Origin of the sequence: Novosphingobium sediminis, from assembly GCF_007991615.1 — a bacterium.
GTDB lineage: Bacteria > Pseudomonadota > Alphaproteobacteria > Sphingomonadales > Sphingomonadaceae > Novosphingobium > Novosphingobium sediminis.
Genome location: NZ_BJYR01000002.1, coordinates 68,409 through 88,051 on the forward strand (window position 1 = coordinate 68,409; position 19,643 = coordinate 88,051).

A 19,643-nucleotide genomic window follows, 5' to 3' on the forward strand; every position below is an offset into this window, starting at 1 on the left:
GCTCACGAGTCTTCCTCCTTCCATTCAGGCCATTTGATCCGTCGCTCGCGAATCGCCTGCTCGCTCTGCTCCTTGAGGTGCCAGGGCAGTTCCTCGAACACATCCTCGAACAGGGTGCGGAACGGATGGTGCAGGCCGTGGCCGAGCACGCCGTTGGCCTCAGCCGCCTTGGCCGCCGCTTTCACTTGCTCGGCAAGCTCCAGATCCATCGCAGCGTGAGCTTCCGGCGTCCATTCGCCCAGCGCTTCCAGATGTGCCGCAAGTCGCGCGATCGGATCACCCAGCGGCCACTCGGTGCGCTCCTGAACCGATCGGTACTGCCCCGGATCATCCGAAGTCGAATGCCCCTCAGCGCGATAGGTGAAGTGCTCGATCAGCGTCGGCCCGCCATTGGCCCGAGCGCGGTTGGCCGCCCAGCGCGTCGCCGCATAGACCGCCAGCGGATCGTTGCCATCAACGCGCAGCCCGGCGATCCCATAGCCGATGGCCCGCGCCGCAAAGGTCGTTCGCTCCGCGCCGGCAAAGCCCGAAAAGCTCGAGATCGCCCACTGGTTGTTGACTACGTTGAACACCACCGGCGCATTGTAGACCGCCGCAAAGGTCATCGCCGAATGGAAGTCGCCCTCCGCCGTCGATCCTTCGCCCAGCCATGCCGCCGCGATCCGGGTGTCGCCTTTGATCGCGCTCGCCATCGCCCAGCCCACCGCCTGCGGGTACTGCGTGGCGAGGTTGCCGGAAATCGAGAAGAACGAGGCCTCTCGCGCCGAATACATGATCGGCAGTTGCCGGCCCTTCAGCTTGTCTGCCTTGTTCGAATAGATCTGGTTGATCATGTCGACCATCGGATAGCCGCGCGCGATCAGGATGCCCTGCTGGCGGTAGCTCGGGAACACCATATCGTCGCTCGCCAGCGCCATCGCGGGGGCAATCGAGGTCGCCTCCTCGCCGGTGCACTTCATGTAGAAGCTGGTCTTGCCCTGCCGCTGCCCGCGGTACATCCGGTCATCGAACGCACGGGTCAGCGCCATCAGCCGCAGCATCCGCCGCAGGCTCTCGGGATCGAGCTTCGGGTCCCACGGCCCCACCGCGCGGTGATCCTCGCCCAGCACCCGCACCAGATCGAGGCACAGGGGGTGCGTCTCGCTCGCACCGCAGCTTTCGTCCGGCCGCGCCTGCGCGCCCGCTGCCGGGATCACCAGATGGCTGTAGTCAACCGCATCGCCGGGGCGAAACTTCGGCTCGGGAACATGCAATTGCAGCGGCGGCAGATTGCTTCGGGAAGCCTCGTTCATGCGCAAAACGCCTGCATCTGTCACTCCCGGCGCGTCTATCGGTTGAGACGCATTATTAGCTCACTGCATAATAATATTACACCGCGCTTTCCGAGTCAATCAAACCGCAACCGGCGCCGCAATGTGCGCCTGCGGGGCATAGCCGGTCACCTCGAAGTCCTCGATCCGGTAGTCAAAGATGCTCTCCGGCCGCCGCGCGATCTCCAGTTTCGGGCTTCCGTCGGGTACCCGCGACAGCTGCGCTGCCACGAGTTCGGCATGGTTCAGATAGAGATGCGTATCGCCGCCCATCCACACCAGCTCGCCCGGCTCCAGATCGCACTGCTGCGCCAGCATCCGGATGAACAGCGCCCCGCCCCACAAGTTGAACGGCAGCCCCAGCGCCACGTCGCAGCTGCGCTGATAGAGCAGGCCCGAAAGCTTTCCGTCCGCGACATGGAACTGATAGGTCTTGTGGCACGGCGGCAGCGCCATTTGGTCCAGCTCTGCCACGTTCCATCCCTCGACGATATGGCGCCGGCTGCCGGGGTTATTCCTGATGCTTTCGACCACATCGGCCACCTGGTTCACGCCGCGCTCGCGCTGCGCAAACAGCCCATTGCCCGCCGGCTCGTAGACCGGCCAGTCCGTCCACTGTTTGCCGTAAACCGGCCCCAGATCGCCCCAACGCAGGGCGAATTCCTCATCCGCCACAATCCGCGCCGAAAAGTCCTTGCGGCTGATGTCCTCACCCGTTTCGCGGCGATAGCGATCGAGCGGCCAGTCGGTCCAGATCTCCACCCCTTGCGCGCACAGCTCGCGGATATTGGTGCGCCCGGTCAGGAACCACAGGAACTCGCGCGTCGCCGTCTTCCAGTAGACCCGCTTGGTCGTCAGCAGCGGCATCGCGCCATCGGCCAGATCGAACCGCAGCTGCGCGCCGAACACGCTGCGTGTGCCCACGCCCGTGCGGTCGACCCGCTCGTCCCCTTCCTCCCAGATGCGGCGCATCAGGTCGAGGTATTGCTGTTCGGGATGCGTGCCCTCATTGCTCGTGGGGCGCGGCGAGACTCGCGAGGGGGAAGCGGCAGTGGCCATGCGCTCCTGTCTAGCCATATCCCCCCGCACTGACCAGCGCCCGCCATACGCAGTTAACCTTAACCTCGCCCTTCCGCAGCTTAAGTCCGAACCGGATTATACCGCTGGCCATGCCCGCACCTGCCACCCATTCCGCCATCAGCACCCGCGCCGTGATCTCCGTGCAAGCGGCGGTGCTTGCGGCTGTCATCGCCATGGCCGAACTCGCCCCGCGCCCCGGCCTTGCCACGCTCCACGTCCCGGTCCTCCCGCCAGCCCGCCATGCTGCGCTGGATTGGGCACTTGCCCGCGGTGCGGCGATCAGCGGCAGCGGCCCTTTCGGCGGCCTGATTCTCGCCAATAGCCCCACTGGCTTCGGCGCCCGCGCGTTTCGTGAAGGCGCTCTGGCGCTCGCCATCCCGTCCTTGCTTTGCCAACCTCCGGAAACCCACCCCCATGGATGAACTCCTCGCCGTCCGCCGCAACGGCTTGCGGCTTCTTGCCGCGACGTGTCTCCTTGCCATGCTCGTCATCGGGGTGGGCAGCGCGATTGCCGCAACCGGCATCATGCCCCTCGTGCTCGCGCTGGCGGTCAGCGCCATTCCGCTCGCACTCGTCGCCCAGGGCCGCGCCGATGGCGCCACGCGCCTCGCCATGGGGAGCGCTGTCGCTGCCTATCCGATGATCCTGCTCTATCAGTGGTCCGGCAGCCCGTTCATGGTCGATATCCACATGACCTTCTTCGCCGCGCTCGCCATGCTTGCCGCCATGGCCGATTGGCGACCGGTGATCCTCGCCGCCGGGCTTACGGCGGTCCACCATATCCTCGCCAACTTCCTCGCCCCCGATGTCGTGTGGACGGGCGGCCCTGCTCTCGTCCGCGTGCTGTTCCACGCCGCGGTGGTCGTTGCCGAAACCGGCGCGCTCGTCATGCTGTGCGAGCAGGTTGCCCGCCGCATCGAACGACAGGCCGAAGCGCGCCTTGAGGCTGAACGCATCGAAGCCGAAGCCGCCGCCGACCGCAGTCGCTCCGCCGCCGAACAAAACGCCGTCATCCGCGCCGTGGCTGCCCGGCTCGAGGCCTTGGCTCGCGGCGACCTCGCGATGCGCATCACCGAACCGTTCCCCGCCGCCTACGAAGGGCTGCGGCGTTCGTTCAACGAATCCGTCTCCGATCTCGATCACCTCCTTGGCCGCGTCACCACCGCCGCCCGGCAGATCGCGACCGGCTCATCAGAGATCCGCAGCGCCTCCGACGACCTTGCCCGCCGCACCGAAGCGCAGGCCAGCGCCATTGCTGCCAACAGCGACGCGACCGCGACGCTTTCCACCGACATCCGCGCCACGGCTTCCCGCGCCGAGACCGTCAACCGCACCACCGCCGCAGCGCAGGCCGATGCCACGACCGGCGGCGCCGTCGTCGAACGCGCCATTGCCGCAATGACCGGGATCGAGCAGTCCTCCAGCGAAATCGCGCAGATCGTCTCGATCATCGACGGCATCGCCTTCCAGACCAATCTTCTCGCGCTCAACGCCGGGGTCGAAGCCGCCCGCGCCGGCGAGGCAGGCAAGGGCTTTGCCGTCGTCGCCACCGAAGTGCGCGCGCTGGCGCAGCGCAGCGCCGATGCCGCGCAAGACATCAAGAACCTGATCGGGTCCTCCTCGGCGCAGGTCGGAGCCGGCGTCGAACTCGTCGGCGAAACCGGCGCGGTGCTCCGCACAATCGTCGAGCGGATCACCGGCATCGGCAGCGCGATCAGCACCATTGCAAGCGAATCTGCCGATCAGGTCGAGGCGCTCGGCGCGGTCGGCGCGAGTTTCAGCCGGATCGATCAGGTCACCCAGCAGAACGCTGCGATGGTCGAGGAAAGCAACGCCGCCGCCCACAGCCTGCTGCGCGAAGCCGAAACGCTGCAGGATCTCGTCGCGCGGTTCCGGCTTTCGGGCGATGGCGCACCGGCAACTCCGGTGTTCAGCCGGGCTGCTTGAGGCGCATATCCCGATGAGTCGAAATTCCTGAAAAAGGGTGCTTGTCACCCTCGAATCCCCCGCCTATAGCGCGCCCCTGCCTCGCTTCCGGGTTGCCGTCTTTCGGCACTTGGAAGTGAACGATCGGTCGGGGAATAGCTCAGCCTGGTAGAGCACTGTCTTCGGGAGGCAGGGGCCGGAGGTTCGAATCCTCTTTCCCCGACCACTTCGTTTCCATCACAAGCAACATGGGCCGCATCAGGCCCCTTCCCTCGTAATTGCGAGAGAAGCGCCGCGTTTCAGCGGCTTGCGGCGTGGCCCCGGATCAAATCCCCGAAGCCCGCTCCGCCAGCAGCCCGATCACGATGCTCAGGCCGCCCAGCCCAATCGAGAGGTTGCGGCGCAGCGCCATCCACCCTTCGGGCCTCAGGCCAATCGCCAGATCGACCAGCGGCGAAAGCGCGATGCATGCGCCGAGCGCGATCAGTTCCGGCCCCGGCCAGGTCCAGCCAAGCATCCACGGAAACCACCCGGCCAGCGCAATCAGCGATGGCATGACCCCGGCGAGGAAAATCCACTTCGGGCTTTCCGGCTTGGCAATGCCGATCCCCCACCACACGCCGCCAAGAAAACTGAAGATCAGCGCCGCATAGGCATAGGCGAGTGCCAGCCCCGTCCACGCCCACGGCCCGCCCTTGAACACAGCCAGCAGCGCCGCAACCTGCGGCAGGAGCCCGGCATAGCCCAGCGCCCGCGCCGCTTCAGAAACTCGCTTCACACCCGAACCTTCCAAACCTAACCCCCGCGAAGGAGATGCACGCCCCAATCGCGCTCAAACAGATAAAGCAGCGCCCGCGCCGCTTCTCCCCGCGGAGAGGCCAGCCCGCCGTCGCGCTCCATCAGCAACCGCGCGTCGTCATGCGCGAGCGGGAGCAGGCGGGCAATCTGTTCGAAGTCCGCTACCCGAAAGGGCGTATCGCCCGATTGCCGCGTGCCGAGCAGTTCGCCGCCGCCGCGCAGGCGCAGGTCTTCCTCGGCGAGGCGAAACCCGTCCTGCGTCTCACGCATCAGGGCAAGCCGTTCGCGCCCCACTTCCGAAAGCGCCTCCCCCCGCAGCAGAAGGCAGGTGGACCGCGCCGAACCGCGCCCCACACGTCCGCGCAACTGGTGCAATTGTGCCAAGCCAAAGCGCTCCGCCTGCTCGATCACCATGAGGCTGGCCGCGGGCACATCGACGCCGACTTCGATTACCGTCGTCGCCACCAACAGCTTCGCTTCGCCGCGCACGAAGCGCTCCATCGCGGCGTCCTTCACCTCCGGCCGCAGCTGGCCATGCACCAGCACGACCTGATCGCCGAAGCGCAGCTGCATCTCGGCAAACCGCGCTTCCGCCGCCGCCAGATCCGCCGTCTCGCTCTCGCGCACCATCGGGCAGACCCAATAGGCCTGCGCACCCGTCGCCAGATGCCGCGCCAGTCCCTCGACGACTTCGCCCATCCGCTCCACCGCCACCACGCGCGTATCGATCGGCTGACGGCCCGGCGGCATTTCATCGAGCTTGGAAACCTCCATCTCGCCGTATTGCGCCAGAGTCAGCGTGCGCGGGATCGGCGTTGCTGTCATCGCAAGGCAATGCGGCGTCGCCTTGCCTTTCTGCGTCAGCATCAGCCGCTGGCCCACGCCGAAGCGGTGCTGCTCATCGATCACCACCAGCGCCAGATTGCGGTAGTTCACGCTCTCCTGAAAGATCGCGTGCGTCCCCACCACGATATCGATGCTGCCATCGAGCAGCCCCATCAGGATCGCCTCGCGCGCCTTGGCCCCGCCGCGCTGCGAACTTCGCCCTGTCAGCAACGCGATCTGCACACCCGTACCCGCTGCCATGCGTTGCAAGGTCTCGGCATGCTGCCGCGCCAGAATCTCGGTCGGAGCAAGCAAGGCCGCCTGCGCCCCGGCTTCCACCGCGATCAGCATCGCGTGCAGCGCCACCGCCGTCTTGCCCGAGCCGACATCGCCCTGCAGCAGCCGCAGCATCGGCGCATCCTGCGCCACGTCGCTTTCGATTTCCGCCACCGAACGCGCTTGCGCCCCCGTCAGCGCAAACGGCAGCCGCAGCTTTTCCCGCAGCCCGCCATCCCCGCGCAGCGGCACCGTCTTGCGCGTGCGATTGCTCACCTTCACCAGCATCAGCGCAAGGCTGTTCGCCAGCAATTCATCATAGGCGAGGCGGTCCCGCGCCACCGCGTCCGCTCCTTTATGCGCTCGCCCCAGCGCCTCCTTCCACGAAGGCCAGCCCTTTCCGGCCAACAACCCCGGCTCGATCCATTCGGGCAGATCCGGCACCATGCCCATCGCCTGCCCCACAAGTGCGCCAATCCGCCCCTGCGTCAGCCCGTCGGTCAGCGGGTAGACCGCCTCGTTGAGTGACCCCGCCAGCGCGCTGCTGTCCTCGGCAATGTGCTCGGGATGGACGATCTGCCAAGATTGCCCATACTGATCGAGCCGCCCCGCCACCCAGCGCTTCTCGCCCACCGGCAGCAGCTTCTTCGCGGTGTAACTCGCCCGCCCGAACCACACGAGCGCGACGTAGTTGCCCAGCGCATCCTCGGCCATGATCCGATAGGGGCCGCGCCCCGAACTCGCCCTATGGTCGCGCACCGTCAGCGCGATGACGATGTTCTCGCCAATCGCCGCCTCGTCGAGATTGCCGACAGCGCGCCGCGCCACGAACCGGTCCGGCAGGTGGTACACAAGGTCGCGCACCCGCGTCAGGCCCAGCTTGCCCAGCGGCCGCGCCAGTCCCGGACCCACGCCTTTGAGGCCTTCGGTTTCGGCAAACAGCGGATTGAGCAGATCGGGACGCATATCCATCCTGCTTAGGCCAACCCCGCCCCGGGGTGCAACGCGCTTGCCCCGCCCGCCCCCAAGCGCGTATCGGCCCGAAGATGAACGACAACGACTCTTCTGCCACCCACCGGCTCGCCCGGATGAAGTTCCGCGCCTGGCATCGCGGCACGCGTGAGGCGGACTACATGATCGGCTGCTTCTTCGACACGCGTCACGCCGCCTGGGATGAAGCCGCGATCGACTGGTTCGAACGCCTGATCGAGGAGGACGACGTCGATATCATGGCATGGGCCTTGGGAACCCAGCCCGTCCCTGCCGCGTTAGAAGGCCCCGAAATGGACGCCATGCGCCGCCTCGACTACGTCGATATTCCGCGCTGAGCAGACGCGTGCCCGATCCGACCCGCATCATCTCGGCTACCACGCCGCTCACGCTCGCCAATGTTGCTCGCGGCGCGCAGCCGCTTGTCCTCGCCGATCTCGCCCGCGCCGCCGCCAGCGCCAAGGCCCCCAAGCGCACGATCTTCATCGCAGCGGACGACGCCGCCATGCGCGCCGTCACCCAGAGCGCCGCGTTCTTCGCGCCCGAGCTTGACGTCACCGAATACCCCGCGTGGGACTGCCTGCCGTTCGACCGCGCTTCCCCCGCCATGTCGGTCAGCGCGCGCCGCCTCGCCGCGCTCCATGGGCTGCAGGAAAAGCAGGACGGCCCGCAGCTTCTCGTCACCACGATCAACGCCGTCCTCCAGCGCACCCTCACCCAGTTCCGCATCCGCGAATCCGTCCGCGCGCTCCGCGTCGGTCAGGAAATCGCGCGAGAGAGCCTGATCGCCCTCGTCCAGCGCCAGGGCTACACCCGCGTCGATACGGTCGTGGATTCCGGCGAATACGCCGTGCGCGGCTCGGTCTTCGATCTCTGGCCTAGCGGCCTCTCGCATGGCCTCCGCCTCGATTTCTTCGGTGACGAGATCGAGACGATGCGCCTGTTCGATCCCGCCACCCAGCGCTCGGTCCAGCCCGTCCAGTCGCACTTGCTGCTCCCCGCCAGCGAGGCGCTGCTCGACGAAGAGTCCATCCGCCGCTTCCGCACGCGCTACCGCGAACAGTTCGGCGCCAACGCCACCGGCGATCCGCTCTATCAGGCCGTCACCGATGGCCGCCGCCTCGCCGGCATGGAGCACTGGCTCCCGCTCCTCGAAGACCGCCTCGTTACCCTCTTCGACCACCTGTCGGATGGCGACCTCGTCCTCCTCGACACCTCCGCCGCCAAGGCCGCCGAACAGCGCCTCGCCGACATTGCAGACTACCGTCAGGCCCGCGCCGAAAGCAGCGCCCGCGCCGGCAGCACCACCTACCGCCCCCTTGCCGAAACCGCGCTCTACCTCGCCAAGGATGAGTTCGACCGCGCCCTCGCCGGTTGGCCCATCCACCGCATGAGCCAGTTCGCCGAGCCGGAGAGCCCCCGCGTCCTCGATTTCGGCTTCGGCCCCCCGCGCGATTTCGCCCCCGAACGCGCATCCGGCGCCAACATCTACGAAGCCGCCGCCAAGCACATCTCGGCGCTCGCCACGCGCGGCAAGAAGGCCATCCTCGCCGCCTACACCGCCGGCTCCCGCGCCCGCCTCGCCTCGCTCCTCGGAGACGCGGGCAAAGCGCCCCCCATCCTCGCCGGTACGTGGCAGGAAGCCCTCGGCGCCGCCGCCACCGGCAAGGCCGCCGCCGTTGTCCTCCCGCTCGAGCAAGGCTTCTCCAGCGGCGATACCGAAGTCCTCACCGAACAGGACATTCTGGGCGACCGCCTCGTCCGCCCCAAGCGCAAGCGCAAGGACGCCGACGCCTTCCTCGCCGAACTCGCCGCGCTCGGCACCGGCGATCTCGTCGTCCATATGGAGCACGGCATTGGCCGCTACATCGGCCTCGTCCCCATCGACGTCGGCGATAGCCCGCACGATTGCGTCCAGCTCGAATACGCGGGCGGCGACAAGCTCTACATCCCCGTCGAAAACCTCGACGTCCTCTCCCGCTACGGCAGCGACAGCGAAGGCGTCCAGCTCGACCGTCTCGGCGGTGAGGCATGGCAGCGGCGCAAGGCGAAGATGCGCGAACGCATCCTCGAGATTGCCGGCCAGCTCATGCAGACTGCGGCCTTGCGCGCCCTGCGCGAAGCAGACGCCATCGCCCCCGATCCCGTCAGCTACGGCCCCTTCGTCGATCGCTTCCCCTGGGCCGAAACCGACGATCAGGAACGCGCCATCGACGATGTCCTCGCCGATATGGCCTCGGGCAAGCCGATGGACCGCCTCGTCTGCGGCGATGTCGGCTTCGGCAAGACCGAGGTCGCCCTGCGCGCTGCCTTTGTCGCCGCGATGGCCGGCAAGCAGGTCGCCATCATCGCGCCCACCACGCTCCTCGCCCGCCAGCACTACACCGCCTTTGCCGAGCGCTTTGGCGGCTTCCCCCTCGAAGTTGGCCGCCTCTCGCGCCTCGTCCCCGCCAAGGAAGCCGCCGCCACCAAGGAAGGCCTCGCCGCCGGCACCGTCGATGTCGTCATCGGCACCCACGCGCTCCTCTCCAAGGGCCTCGAATTCAAGCGCCTCGGCCTCGTCATCGTCGATGAGGAACAGCGCTTCGGCGTCGTCCACAAGGAGCGCCTCAAGGAACTCAAGGCGGACGTCCACGTCCTCACCCTCACCGCCACGCCGATCCCGCGCACGCTCCAGATGGCGATGTCCGGCCTGCGCGAACTCTCCACGATCCAGACCCCGCCGGTAGACCGCCTCGCCGTGCGCACCTACGTCATGCCGTGGGACGACGTCACCATGCGCGAGGCCCTGATGCGCGAGCACCAGCGCGGCGGCCAGTCGTTCATCGTAGTGCCGCGCATTGCCGACATGCCCGATCTGGAGGAATGGCTCCGCCTCAACGTGCCCGAGATCCGCTACGTCTCCGCGCACGGCCAGATGAGCCCCACCGAAGTCGAAGACCGCATGGGCGCCTTCTACGAAAAGCGCTACGAAGTGCTCCTCAGCACCACCATCGTCGAAAGCGGCCTCGATATCCCGAGCGCCAACACCATCGTCCTCCACCGCGCAGACCGCTTCGGCCTCGCCCAGCTCTACCAGCTGCGCGGACGCGTCGGGCGCGGCAAACTGCGCGCCTATGCCTACCTAACCTACCCGGAGGATCAGGCCCTCTCCGAAGTCGCCGAAAAGCGCCTCAAGGTCCTCTCCGATCTCGACAGCCTCGGCGCCGGCTTCCAGCTCGCCAGCCACGATCTCGATATCCGCGGCGCCGGCAACCTGCTGGGTGACGAACAGTCCGGCCACGTTCGCGAAGTCGGCTTCGAACTCTACCAGTCGATGCTCGAAGACGCGATCGTCGCCGCCAAGGCCGGCGAAATCGGCCTAGCCCGCAGCCGCGAGGCCCTCAGCCCCCAGATCACCGTCGACGCCCCGATCATGATCCCGGAAGACTACGTGCCAGACCTCGCCGTCCGCATGGCGCTCTACCGCCGCATGAACGACGCCGATGGGCCAGACGCCGTCGAAGCCCTCGCTGCCGAAATGATCGACCGCTTCGGCCCCCTCCCCGCGCCCACGCAGAACCTGCTCAAGCTCATCGAGATCAAACGGCAAGCCATCGCCGCCAACATCGCCAAGATCGACGTCGGCGCAAAGGGCACCCTCGTCTCGTTCCACCAGGACGATTTCCCCGATCCCATGGGCCTCATCGCCTACATCGACCGCCTCAAAGGCACCGCCCGCCTGCGCCCCGATAACAAACTGGTCATCAACCGGGCTTGGGGTTCGCCTGAGGCGCGGCTCAACGGGCTGGTGCAGCTGACGAAGGGGCTGAGTGCTGTGGCGAAGCGGGCGAAGCGGGGGTGATGTTCACCAATAGCACAGTCGCCACGCGATCAAGATTGCAAGCGCTAGGGAAGCACGCTATAACACAGTTTCAAGGATCTTTTTGTTGATCCACGCCTCCAGGCACATTTCGCGAGGAGGCTGAATTATGGTTGCGTATGCTATCATTGGCGCCGTTGTGATCCTCGCGGCGCTAGCAATGCTTCTGAGGATCAAACTGGCAATTAAGTGCAGTTTCAAAGAGTTTTCTGTATCAATTGAACCCCCTGACGGGGGTTCAGTTTTTTGGTAATTCACATTTTGATATGTACAACTAAGTGTTGTAGCTTCTCTTAGGGTTGGGATTGCTACCTTTTCCGCCATGCAGTGAAAAATTTCCCTGCCGGCTGAATTTACTTCCTTCAAGCGCCTTGGGTGCCATCCTGAAAATCGCTTGATCGGCGACATTGCCCAAAACAAGCTCTTCAATTCTTGATGAGAATGGAGTTTGAGCGCCCCTGTACTCCGACTCTTGCGTCAAAACAATTTTTAGCAATGCACAGATCCAATCTGCTGCTTGCACTCCCTGGGAAAGGTGACTTTTCGCGTTGAATACCGGCTCAGTTAAGTGCTCAAAATAACCTTTCGACATAACGATTTCGCGAGCTCGGTCTGCTCGTGACTGCCTAACTTGTCCAGCTATTAATTTTCCACCTGGGCCAGTCGATGGACCAACATCAGAATAATGATGGTCGAAAATTATCTTTACAACTGAGTTCTTGCTTTTAGCAAATTTATAAGCTCGATCAATAACATCCCTGACAAGATGAAGGTGAATTTGGTCACCTCCTTTAAGGAGTGGCGCCTGACTCCTATGGAATCCGACATAGAACACTTCACCCTGATAGTATCTCAGTGCCCGCATAAGCCATTTAGCAAATCGAACCATTGTTCGCCCGGAACTGCCAAGTGAGCCGGGTGGCGCTCGCCGGGCGAGCTTCGCTATATAGCTCGTCGAGAAAACATCTGAACCTTTTACCTCATACGTGGCGACAGCGCGCCGGAGAGAGGCGTCTCGAAAATAGACTTCGGGCCGCTCTACCCGCAACCTGTCCAGAATTGCCTTGAGCTTTTCTCGGGAAATCTGTGACCGCTCGCTATGATCCCGTTGATGCCTCAATCGAGCCTCGTATAAAGGTTTAAATGCCGCTACCTTTATGTCGAAGTATTCCATCGAAAACTGAGAGAAGGCCGCAGCAGGAATGATAAATCCACCATAGCCAAAAATTGGCGATTGGTTTGCATGCGAAGTGTTCTCATGACCAAACTCGTCAATAAACAAGAGATACATCCGCCGCCTCTGCCCTTCCCATAAACTAAAAGCCTGCGCCAGTCGGCGCAGGCTTTCAATTGGACGCAAAGGCTAAAACGCCCCGCCACCCTTAGCTTGTTGAGTGGCCCATGGGTCTCAACAGCGGTTAACAAGATAGTTACCGCCTCGACCATTGTCAACAGTGCCACAAAAACTAAGGCCCGCAAATCCGGAGACTTGCGGGCCTTGATTGAACGCGAGGACTGACTAAAGTCGTCCCGCCATTCTCTGGCTAGAGGTTACCCGAACAGCAGCTCGAATCGCAAAAGCCATCAATGGTATAGCGTTCTTGAGCAAAAAGTCAACTAAAGCCATTGCGCTGTGTAGAATCGATAGGAAAGGACCCTATAACACCGATGACGGCAGTCTTGCGTGCTGGAAAACGTTTCGCCTCGAAATGAAACATGCTTTGCCGAAAATAATGACCTATATGCTGCATGTCTAAGACGTGATTGTGGAGACTACAACGCCGCTTGGACCTGTCTCTCCCCTCACCCCACCACCGCAATCACATCAATCTCCACCATCAGTTCCGGCAGCGCGAGGCTCTTTACCTCCACGATCGTGTCCGCCGGCCAGGGCGGCGTGAAGTACTTGCGCCGCGCTTCCACGATCTTCGGGAAGTTGCTCATGTCCGTCAGGTAGATCGTCACTTTCACGATCCGGCTGCGGTCGCTGCCGCCCGCTGCCAGCACGCTGTCGATATTGGCGAAGGTCTGTTCCAGCTGCGCGTCGAAATCCCCCACGCCCACCAGTGCGCCCTCCGGGCTCAGCGCCGCCTGCCCCGATAGGAACAGCAGGTTCCCCACCTGCCACCCCGGCGAAATCGCATAAGGGGCCAGCGGATCGGGCTCCATACTGATTACTTTCACGGTCATGCCACTCGTCTCCCTGTCCTACAGACCCACACCTGCGATATCATCCCCGCATGGCCGCCCGTTGCACCCAAGTCCCTGAACACGCTGTCCAATTTCGGAGCAAAGGCGCCCCCCGCGAGTTTTCGCTCAGGACTGTGTCAACTGTGTCAACTTGTCCCGCAGCGGGACTCTCATGCAGCAGCCGCCAGCGCCGCCTTCCCCCGGATCACATCGGCAATCTTCTCGGCAATCATGATCGTCGGCGCATTGGTGTTGCCCCCGATCAGCAGCGGGATAACCGATGCATCGACGACCCGCAGGCCCTCAAGCCCGATCACCTTGCAGTCCTTGTCGACCACCGCCATCGGATCGCCGTCCGCCCCCATCTTCGCGGTGCCGACGGGGTGGTAGATCGTCTCGCCCTTGGCGCGCACCCACGCGTCGATCTCCGCGTCGCTCTGCACCGCCGCCCCCGGCCAGATCTCCTCGCCGCGATAAGGAGCAAACGCCTCCTGCGCCACAACCTCCCGCGCGATCCGGATGCCCTCACGCACCACGCGCCGATCTTCCTCGGTGGCGAGGAAATTGGCGGTGATCGCCGGATCGTCATAGGGATCGGTGCTGCGAAGGCCCACCGTGCCCCGGCTTTCCGGCCGCAACTGGCAGACGTGGACGGTAAAGCCATCGCGCTCCACCCGCACCTTGGCATGCTCCTGCATGATCGCGATCACGAAATGCAGCTGCAGATCCGGCCGATCAAGATCGGGGCGCGATTTGAGGAAGGCACCGGCTTCAAGGCCGTTCTGCCGCCCGCCGCCCTTGCCCGTCAGCAGATAGTGCAGCCCCACCTTGTATTGCCGCCAGCCCCGGATCTGGTGGTAGAGCGAAACCGGCTGCGTCGCCGCCCAGTTGAGCGTCACATCAAGGTGATCCTGCAGATTCGCGCCGACACCCGGCAGCGCATGGACCGGCCGCACCCCCGCCGCCGTCAGCTTCTCCGGATCGCCAATGCCCGAAAGCTGCAGGATCTGCGGAGACTGGAACGCACCCGCACTCAGCAGCACTTCGCGGGCAGATTGCGCCGTCTGCACCGGCTTGCCCGGCCCGAGCGAATATTCCACCCCCGCCGCGCGCCCATTTGCGATCACGATGCGGTGCACCCGCGCGCCGGTCACCACCTGCAGATTGCGCCGCGTCGCCATGATCGGCGTCAGGTATCCCCGCGCCGCAGACCAGCGCTGCCCGTCGTTGATGGTCAGTTGATAGCGGCCAAACCCTTCCTGGCTCGCCCCGTTGAAATCCTCGGTCAGCTGATGCCCCGCCTGCTGCCCGGCAGCAAGGAAGCTCGTGTAGAGCGGATGGTCCGAATGCTCGCCCCAGTTGACCTTGAGCGGGCCGCCGGTGCCGTGGAATTCGTTCGCGCCGAGGCAATTGTCCTCAGCCTTGCGGAAATAAGGCAGCACATCGGCATAGGACCACCCCTCCAGCCCCAACTGTCGCCACTGGTCATAATCGCGGGCGTGCCCCCGAACATAGACCATGCCATTGATCGCCGAAGACCCGCCCAGCCCCTTGCCGCGCGGATGCCACATGCGGCGGCCGTCCATGTGCGGCTCAGGCTCGCTCCAGAAGCCCCAGTTGTGCTTGCTCTTCTGCTTGATGAGCGTGCCCACCCCCGCCGGCATACGCACCAGAACGGAAGTGTTCGGCCCGCCCGCCTCCAGCAGCAACACGCGGTTTTGCGGGTCTTCGGAAAGCCGCGCGGCCAGCACCGCTCCCGCGCTTCCCGCACCAATCACGATATAATCGAATTCGCCCTGCGCCATGCTTGTGCCTCATCCCGAATGCCGGGCGTCAGCCGCCCTAAGCCTTTGGACTGAGGCTAGTTAATCGAGCGATTAAGCGCAAGCTGCCCCTCAGGTTGCCGCAAGCGCCGCGAAGTCCTCGGCCGAGAGCGGCCCGGCGCGCAGAAAACCCTGAAACAGGTCGCAGCCTTCGGCGCGCAGGATGGCAAGTTGACCTTCCGTCTCAACCCCTTCGGCAATCACCTTGAGCCCCAGCGCACGCGCCATTGCCGTCATCGCAGCGACAATCGCCCGGTCTCGCGGGTCGGTTTCGGTATCAACCACCAGCGAGCGATCCAGCTTCAGCGCATCGAGCGGCAGGGCCTTCAGTGCGCGGAAATTGGAGAAACCGGTGCCGAAATCATCCAGCGCCACTTTAACACCGATCGCTTCGAGTTCGCGCAGCGCAGCGGCGCAGGCTTCGAAATCGGTTATTAGGGTCTGTTCGGTAATCTCGATGGTCAGCCGTTCGGCGGCAAAGCCGCTTGCCGCGATCTCGTCCCGCAGCGTCGCCGCGAAATCGCCCACCGCGAAGTCCTCCGCCGTCACATTCAGCGAAAGCCGCAGCGGCACCGGCCAGGCCGCGGCCATCGCGAGGGCGCGCCGGCCGATGTGACGGGAAAGCTGCGCCACGTGGTCGCCCCGGTCCGCCACGGCGAACAGCGTTTCGGCGCAGATGCGGCCAAAGCTTGGATGCTCCCACCGTGCCAGTGCCTCCGCACCCGCCAGCGCGCCGGTCGACACATTGAACTGGGGTTGGAACAGCACGGTGATCTCGTCGCGGTGAAGCGCGCCGAGGAGATCACCCTCGAGGCTCGCCGCGCTGCGCCCGCGCGCCGGATGGCTGCCGTCAGCCCACAGCACGCGGCGGCCGCTGCGGCGCTGGAGATCGCCCGAAACCTGCTCGAGCCGGTCCAGCAGCGCTGCGCCGCCCTCGCCCGGCCGCCCGCGGAGCAAGGCCATGCGGGGGGCAAGGCTCAGCTTTTCGCCATCAATCAGCAGCGGCCGCGCGATGGCGCGCCCGAGCGCTTCGGCAAGCCACTGCCAGCGCTCGCGGCTGAGCGCAGAGCGGGAGGCGACGAAAAAGGCGCCGCCCGACGCGCGCGCCGTCACGGCTTGCGGGCCGAGCTCGTCCGCCACGAAATCCCTCAGCCGCCGCGCGACTTCGACCAGCACCCGATCCCCGCCGGCCATGCCATACGCGAGATTAACCGCTGGAAGGCGCTGCAGACTTACCATCATCGCCTGGACGAAGCCCGTATCACCCGCGCCATCCAGCCACAGCGCTGCGCTTTCAAGGCCGGGAAGGCCGGTGAGCACATCGCGATCATCGCCAGGGAGGAGCGTGGTATCGTTCATCGCCGCTCTCTTAGGCGATTGGTTTGGCGAAATCATCCTCGCTGTGCCATTTGGCATTGCACCACTTTGGGTCGCTCCATATCACGCAAGCAGCGGGTGCGGCACAACAGCGCCCGGCCCGAGGAGAGCCTTAACCAATGCCCCAAAGCCCCAGGCTGGCACTGCTCGCCTCCCCCGCTGACCGCGCGCAAGAAGCCGAAGCGGCGCTCGTCGCCTCGCACGACTGGGTGCCGCTGGAAGAGGCTGACATCGTCGTCGTGCTCGGCGGTGACGGTTTCATGCTGCAGACCCTGCACCATATGCTCGATACCGGCCGCGTGATTCCCGCTTACGGGCTCAACCTTGGCACCGTCGGCTTTCTGATGAACCGCCACAAGGCAACGCGCCCCATCGCCGAACGCGTCGCCAAGGCGCGTGGTGTTGATGTTGCGCCGCTGTGGATGGAGGCAGTGACGCACGGCGGGGAGAAGTATTCCTCCTGGGCGATCAACGAGGTCTCCCTGTTGCGCGAAACCCGCCAGACGGCGAAGCTTGAAGTCTCGGTCAATGGCAAGGTGCGGATGCCCGAACTATCATGCGACGGCGTGCTGGTGGCGACTCCGGCGGGCTCCACCGCCTACAATTTGTCCGCCAATGGCCCGATCCTGCCGCTGGGCAGCGCGATGCTCGCGCTCACGCCAATCAGCCCATTTCGCCCCCGCCGCTGGCGCGGAGCAATTTTGCCGGAAAGCTGCGAGATCCTGTTCCGCTCGCTTGAAGCCAAGAAACGGCCTGTGTCGGTGGTGGCAGACCAGAAGGAAGTTCGGGACGTCAGCGAAGTGCGCGTGAGCGCCGCGCGCAACCACCGGCTGACCCTGCTGTTCGACAAGGGCAAGAGCCTCGACGAGCGGATTTTCGCTGAGCAATTCCTGGTCTGAAATTCGGTGTGGATTTTTGGGCAATCAGGCGCTTGCCAAACCCGAAACGCCTGCTATTAGCGCGCTCCTGCCCCGGGCAACCGGGTCTGGTCCCTGATAGCTCAGCGGTAGAGCTCTCGACTGTTAATCGAGTGGTCGTAGGTTCGAATCCTACTCAGGGAGCCACCCCCCTTCCAGCGTTAGCCTCAGTGAACCGAGCCGATGCGTCCGTCGAGGATCGCGTCCAGTATGGCTGGGTGTAGCGGTGCTTCGAAGCTCAGGCCGGCAGTGAAGCCGCTTGTCCAGTCGACCGTGGCGGGGCGGGCTTCAAGACCGGGCAGCGTGATCCACACCAACATGCCGGGTTTCACGGCATCCATCGAATCGATCCGTGCCGAACGACAGGTCAGTTCGCTAACGCTGACCTTTGCGCGCAGCACCCCGCGGCGATACGTGGCGGTGATGACAGGACCGCGCGGCGCGGCGCCCCATGAATTGCCTTCGTGTCCCGCAGCGCGCTTGACCAGCATGACAATATTCCCTGTGCCAGATCCGGTGATCGGTCCTCACAAGGAAGGACGGCCCGGCAACCGTGCCTTTTAGGCAAGGCGGATGTCCGGGCCGACCATGTGGTTCTTACCTAGTCCGTGCGCATTAAGCCACGCGGAGCGCCGCCTGTGTTTCGAGGGACTGGTCGATGGTAGCCGCCACCATCTGCGCCGTGACCGCACTCAAGGTCCAGCCAAGGTGGCCGTGGCCGGTGTTGTAGAACACCTGCGAACGCCGACCTGCGCCGACGCGCGGCATCATGTCGGGGAGCATGGGCCTGAGGCCTGCCCAAGGCACGACTTCTCCCACGTTCACGTCCGGGAACAACTGGCGCACCCACTGCACCAGCGGCGCGATGCGGTCTGCGCGGATATCGCGGTTTTCGCCATTGAACTCAGCCGTTCCCGCAACACGGAAGCGGTCCTTCCCGAGGCGCGAGGTGACGATCTTGGCATCCTCGTCAAGCAGGCTGACCCAAGGTGCGGCTGTCTGGCTCGCCTCGTCACGCAGCATCACGGTGATCGAGTAGCCCTTCACCGGATAGACATTGACCCGGTCACCAATCATCGCAGCGAGCCGGCGGCTGCCCACTCCGGCGCAGATGACAATTCCGTCGAAATGGCCGACATCCTCGATCCGCTGGTCTGTCAGGCTGGCAGTGCGGATCGTGACGCCGCGTTCATGCACGGCAATGGCCTGTACCGCCCGGTCAAGCTGCAGCACTGCGCCCTTGCGCTCGCAGGCGGCAGCAAGGCCGCGGGTGAACTTGCAGATGTCGCCCGTCGCGTCAGACGGTGTGTAATAGCCACCGCAATAGTCGCCGGTGACGGTCGGGTCGATCTTGCGCATTTCATCCGGCGTCACCTGGAACCGATCAAGCCCGCCTGCGCGGACGAGTTTGTTGGTGCGCTCCGCATCGGCAAAGCTGGCGGCATTGCGGTAGATGTGCAGGATGCCGCGCTTCTCGCAGTCGAAATTGATGCCTTCCCGCTCGGCAATGTCGAACAGGTACTTGCGCGCCTCGATGGCGAGCCGGACCGTTTCCATCGTGTTGGCATCATGCTTGGGGATCGCGCCGAGGAATTCCGCGATCCAGGAGAACTTGTGCCAGCCCGGACGCGGGTTGAACAGCAAGGGTGCATCGCGCCGCGCCATCCAGCGCAGGCCCTTGAACACGGTGCCGACCGAATTCCAAACTTCGGCATTGCTGGCCGAAAGCTGCCCGCCGTTGGCGAACGAGGTTTCCATGGCCGGCAGCGGCTGACGATCAATGACAGTGACGTGGTGGCCGCGCTCGAGCAGCGCGTAAGCCGTGGTAATACCGGTAATTCCGGCGCCAATAACCGCAAAATGCGACATGAGCTGTGCTCCTGATGTGAGAAATGCGTCTTTGCCGGCCCCCAAAAGGACCAGCGCGGCGTTCATTTCCCCATCTCTGTCGCTTGTGCCTGAGAGCTTGACCGCTTCGGCCTCACACGGCAGCTGCGTGTGACCCTACCATACGGCTTTCTCCGTCGGCGGATGGTCGCGCTGAGGTTATAAACCCTGCCCACGCCATCACTCTCCAGAGTGTCAAGACCACACGGTTCCTGGTGCCTGAGAGTTTCCTGGGGGGTTGCTCCGTCGGCGCCGGTACGAAACCGAACTCTCCCATGCGGTCATCAAGACAATGGTTGCGGCATACTCCTTCATCCAAAGGCTGTGACAGCCTGCTTTATCCGGAAGAGACCGGCCATGACTCGCAGTCATACCCTCATCT

General features: G+C 64.5%; 15 protein-coding genes, 2 tRNA genes and 1 riboswitch. Of the genes, 7 read left to right on the forward strand and 10 right to left on the reverse strand.

All coding sequences use genetic code 11. The features are described from left to right. Nucleotides 1–2 precede the first annotated feature (2 nt). Together NSE01_RS01515 and thyA are read right to left on the reverse strand one after the other, a co-directional pair. Complete coding sequence (locus NSE01_RS01515; RefSeq protein WP_147157859.1) at nt 3–1,292, reverse strand: 3-methyl-2-oxobutanoate dehydrogenase (2-methylpropanoyl-transferring) subunit alpha; 1,290 nt, start codon at nt 1,290–1,292, stop codon at nt 3–5. A gap of 99 nt (nt 1,293–1,391) precedes the next feature. Then, entirely contained in the window at nt 1,392–2,369 is a 978-nt protein-coding gene (thyA, locus tag NSE01_RS01520; protein ID WP_147157860.1) for a thymidylate synthase, read from the reverse strand. Nucleotides 2,370–2,479: 110 nt separating this feature from the next. Between thyA and NSE01_RS01525 the strand changes: the two genes are divergently transcribed. From NSE01_RS01525 to NSE01_RS01535, 3 genes are all read left to right on the forward strand, one after another. Beyond that, complete coding sequence (locus NSE01_RS01525) at nt 2,480–2,812, forward strand: hypothetical protein (protein WP_147157861.1); 333 nt, start codon at nt 2,480–2,482, stop codon at nt 2,810–2,812. Then, nucleotides 2,805–4,337: a methyl-accepting chemotaxis protein gene (locus NSE01_RS01530; protein WP_147157862.1), complete on the forward strand. Its 1,533-nt coding sequence runs from the start codon at nt 2,805–2,807 to the stop codon at nt 4,335–4,337. Before NSE01_RS01525 ends, NSE01_RS01530 begins: the two co-directional genes overlap by 8 nt. Nucleotides 4,338–4,465: 128 nt before the next feature. Then, nucleotides 4,466–4,542 (forward strand) — tRNA-Pro (locus tag NSE01_RS01535). Nucleotides 4,543–4,641: 99 nt separating this feature from the next. Here the strand turns inward: NSE01_RS01535 and NSE01_RS01540 are convergent. Next, nucleotides 4,642–5,094, reverse strand: a complete 453-nt coding sequence (locus tag NSE01_RS01540) for a DUF3429 domain-containing protein (RefSeq protein ID WP_147157863.1) — start codon at nt 5,092–5,094, stop codon at nt 4,642–4,644. A 17-nt stretch (nt 5,095–5,111) separates the two neighbouring features. Next, nucleotides 5,112–7,181 carry an ATP-dependent DNA helicase RecG gene (gene recG / locus NSE01_RS01545; RefSeq protein WP_147158019.1) on the reverse strand — a complete coding sequence of 690 codons (2,070 nt, stop codon included), beginning with the start codon at nt 7,179–7,181 and terminating at the stop codon, nt 5,112–5,114. 80 nt (nt 7,182–7,261) lie between these two features. On the opposite strand from recG, the gene NSE01_RS01550 reads away from it, so the two are divergent. Continuing rightward, a complete protein-coding gene (locus NSE01_RS01550) occupies nt 7,262–7,543 on the forward strand; it encodes an FAD assembly factor SdhE (protein WP_147157864.1) in 282 nt (93 codons plus the stop codon). Between the two features lie 8 nt (nt 7,544–7,551). Beyond that, the gene (gene mfd, locus NSE01_RS01555; RefSeq protein WP_147157865.1) at nt 7,552–11,049 is read left to right on the forward strand and encodes a transcription-repair coupling factor; all 3,498 of its coding nucleotides are present in this window, start codon (nt 7,552–7,554) and stop codon (nt 11,047–11,049) included. A gap of 292 nt (nt 11,050–11,341) precedes the next feature. Here the strand turns inward: mfd and NSE01_RS01560 are convergent, their stop codons facing one another. The 4 genes from NSE01_RS01560 to NSE01_RS01575 all read right to left on the reverse strand — a co-directional run bounded on the left by NSE01_RS01560 (nt 11,342) and on the right by NSE01_RS01575 (nt 16,439). Next, nucleotides 11,342–12,358: a DUF3800 domain-containing protein gene (locus tag NSE01_RS01560; RefSeq protein WP_147157866.1), complete on the reverse strand. Its 1,017-nt coding sequence runs from the start codon at nt 12,356–12,358 to the stop codon at nt 11,342–11,344. Between the two features lie 512 nt (nt 12,359–12,870). Beyond that, nucleotides 12,871–13,257 (reverse strand): RidA family protein, encoded by a 387-nt coding sequence (locus NSE01_RS01565; RefSeq protein WP_147157867.1) that lies wholly within the window; start codon nt 13,255–13,257, stop codon nt 12,871–12,873. Nucleotides 13,258–13,427: 170 nt separating this feature from the next. Beyond that, on the reverse strand, nt 13,428–15,062 hold the full coding sequence (locus NSE01_RS01570) for a choline dehydrogenase (protein ID WP_147157868.1): 1,635 nt from the start codon (nt 15,060–15,062) through the stop codon (nt 13,428–13,430). Between the two features lie 90 nt (nt 15,063–15,152). Further along, on the reverse strand, nt 15,153–16,439 hold the full coding sequence (locus tag NSE01_RS01575; protein ID WP_246134977.1) for a bifunctional diguanylate cyclase/phosphodiesterase: 1,287 nt from the start codon (nt 16,437–16,439) through the stop codon (nt 15,153–15,155). Nucleotides 16,440–16,576: 137 nt separating this feature from the next. Here NSE01_RS01575 and NSE01_RS01580 point away from each other — a divergent pair, with 137 nt between their 5' ends. Both NSE01_RS01580 and NSE01_RS01585 read left to right on the forward strand, forming a co-directional pair. Then, on the forward strand, nt 16,577–17,356 hold the full coding sequence (locus NSE01_RS01580; protein WP_147157870.1) for an NAD kinase: 780 nt from the start codon (nt 16,577–16,579) through the stop codon (nt 17,354–17,356). 90 nt (nt 17,357–17,446) lie between these two features. Then, nucleotides 17,447–17,521 (forward strand) — tRNA-Asn (locus NSE01_RS01585). 20 nt (nt 17,522–17,541) lie between these two features. On the opposite strand, the gene NSE01_RS01590 is transcribed toward NSE01_RS01585, so the two are convergent. Next, nucleotides 17,542–17,865 (reverse strand): PilZ domain-containing protein, encoded by a 324-nt coding sequence (locus NSE01_RS01590; protein WP_147157871.1) that lies wholly within the window; start codon nt 17,863–17,865, stop codon nt 17,542–17,544. A 124-nt stretch (nt 17,866–17,989) separates the two neighbouring features. Continuing rightward, entirely contained in the window at nt 17,990–19,243 is a 1,254-nt protein-coding gene (locus tag NSE01_RS01595; RefSeq protein WP_147157872.1) for a D-amino acid dehydrogenase, read from the reverse strand. 214 nt (nt 19,244–19,457) lie between these two features. Beyond that, nucleotides 19,458–19,547, reverse strand: a riboswitch (glycine riboswitch). Between the last annotated feature and the right edge of the window lie 96 nt (nt 19,548–19,643).

Bases quoted from the DNA above. Each gene is read 5' to 3' on its own strand.
- NSE01_RS01525 (WP_147157861.1), top strand. From the start codon at position 2,480: ATGCCCGCACCTGCCACCCATTCCGCCATCAGCACCCGCGCCGTGATC.
- recG (WP_147158019.1), bottom strand. From the start codon at position 7,181: ATGCGTCCCGATCTGCTCAATCCGCTGTTTGCCGAAACCGAAGGCCTC.
- NSE01_RS01575 (WP_246134977.1), bottom strand. From the start codon at position 16,439: ATGAACGATACCACGCTCCTCCCTGGCGATGATCGCGATGTGCTCACC.
- NSE01_RS01565 (WP_147157867.1), bottom strand. From the start codon at position 13,257: ATGACCGTGAAAGTAATCAGTATGGAGCCCGATCCGCTGGCCCCTTAT.
- NSE01_RS01530 (WP_147157862.1), top strand. From the start codon at position 2,805: ATGGATGAACTCCTCGCCGTCCGCCGCAACGGCTTGCGGCTTCTTGCC.
- NSE01_RS01595 (WP_147157872.1), bottom strand. From the start codon at position 19,243: ATGTCGCATTTTGCGGTTATTGGCGCCGGAATTACCGGTATTACCACG.
- NSE01_RS01590 (WP_147157871.1), bottom strand. From the start codon at position 17,865: ATGCTGGTCAAGCGCGCTGCGGGACACGAAGGCAATTCATGGGGCGCC.
- NSE01_RS01580 (WP_147157870.1), top strand. From the start codon at position 16,577: ATGCCCCAAAGCCCCAGGCTGGCACTGCTCGCCTCCCCCGCTGACCGC.
- NSE01_RS01515 (WP_147157859.1), bottom strand. From the start codon at position 1,292: ATGAACGAGGCTTCCCGAAGCAATCTGCCGCCGCTGCAATTGCATGTT.
- NSE01_RS01550 (WP_147157864.1), top strand. From the start codon at position 7,262: ATGAACGACAACGACTCTTCTGCCACCCACCGGCTCGCCCGGATGAAG.
- NSE01_RS01570 (WP_147157868.1), bottom strand. From the start codon at position 15,062: ATGGCGCAGGGCGAATTCGATTATATCGTGATTGGTGCGGGAAGCGCG.
- thyA (WP_147157860.1), bottom strand. From the start codon at position 2,369: ATGGCCACTGCCGCTTCCCCCTCGCGAGTCTCGCCGCGCCCCACGAGC.
- NSE01_RS01560 (WP_147157866.1), bottom strand. From the start codon at position 12,358: ATGTATCTCTTGTTTATTGACGAGTTTGGTCATGAGAACACTTCGCAT.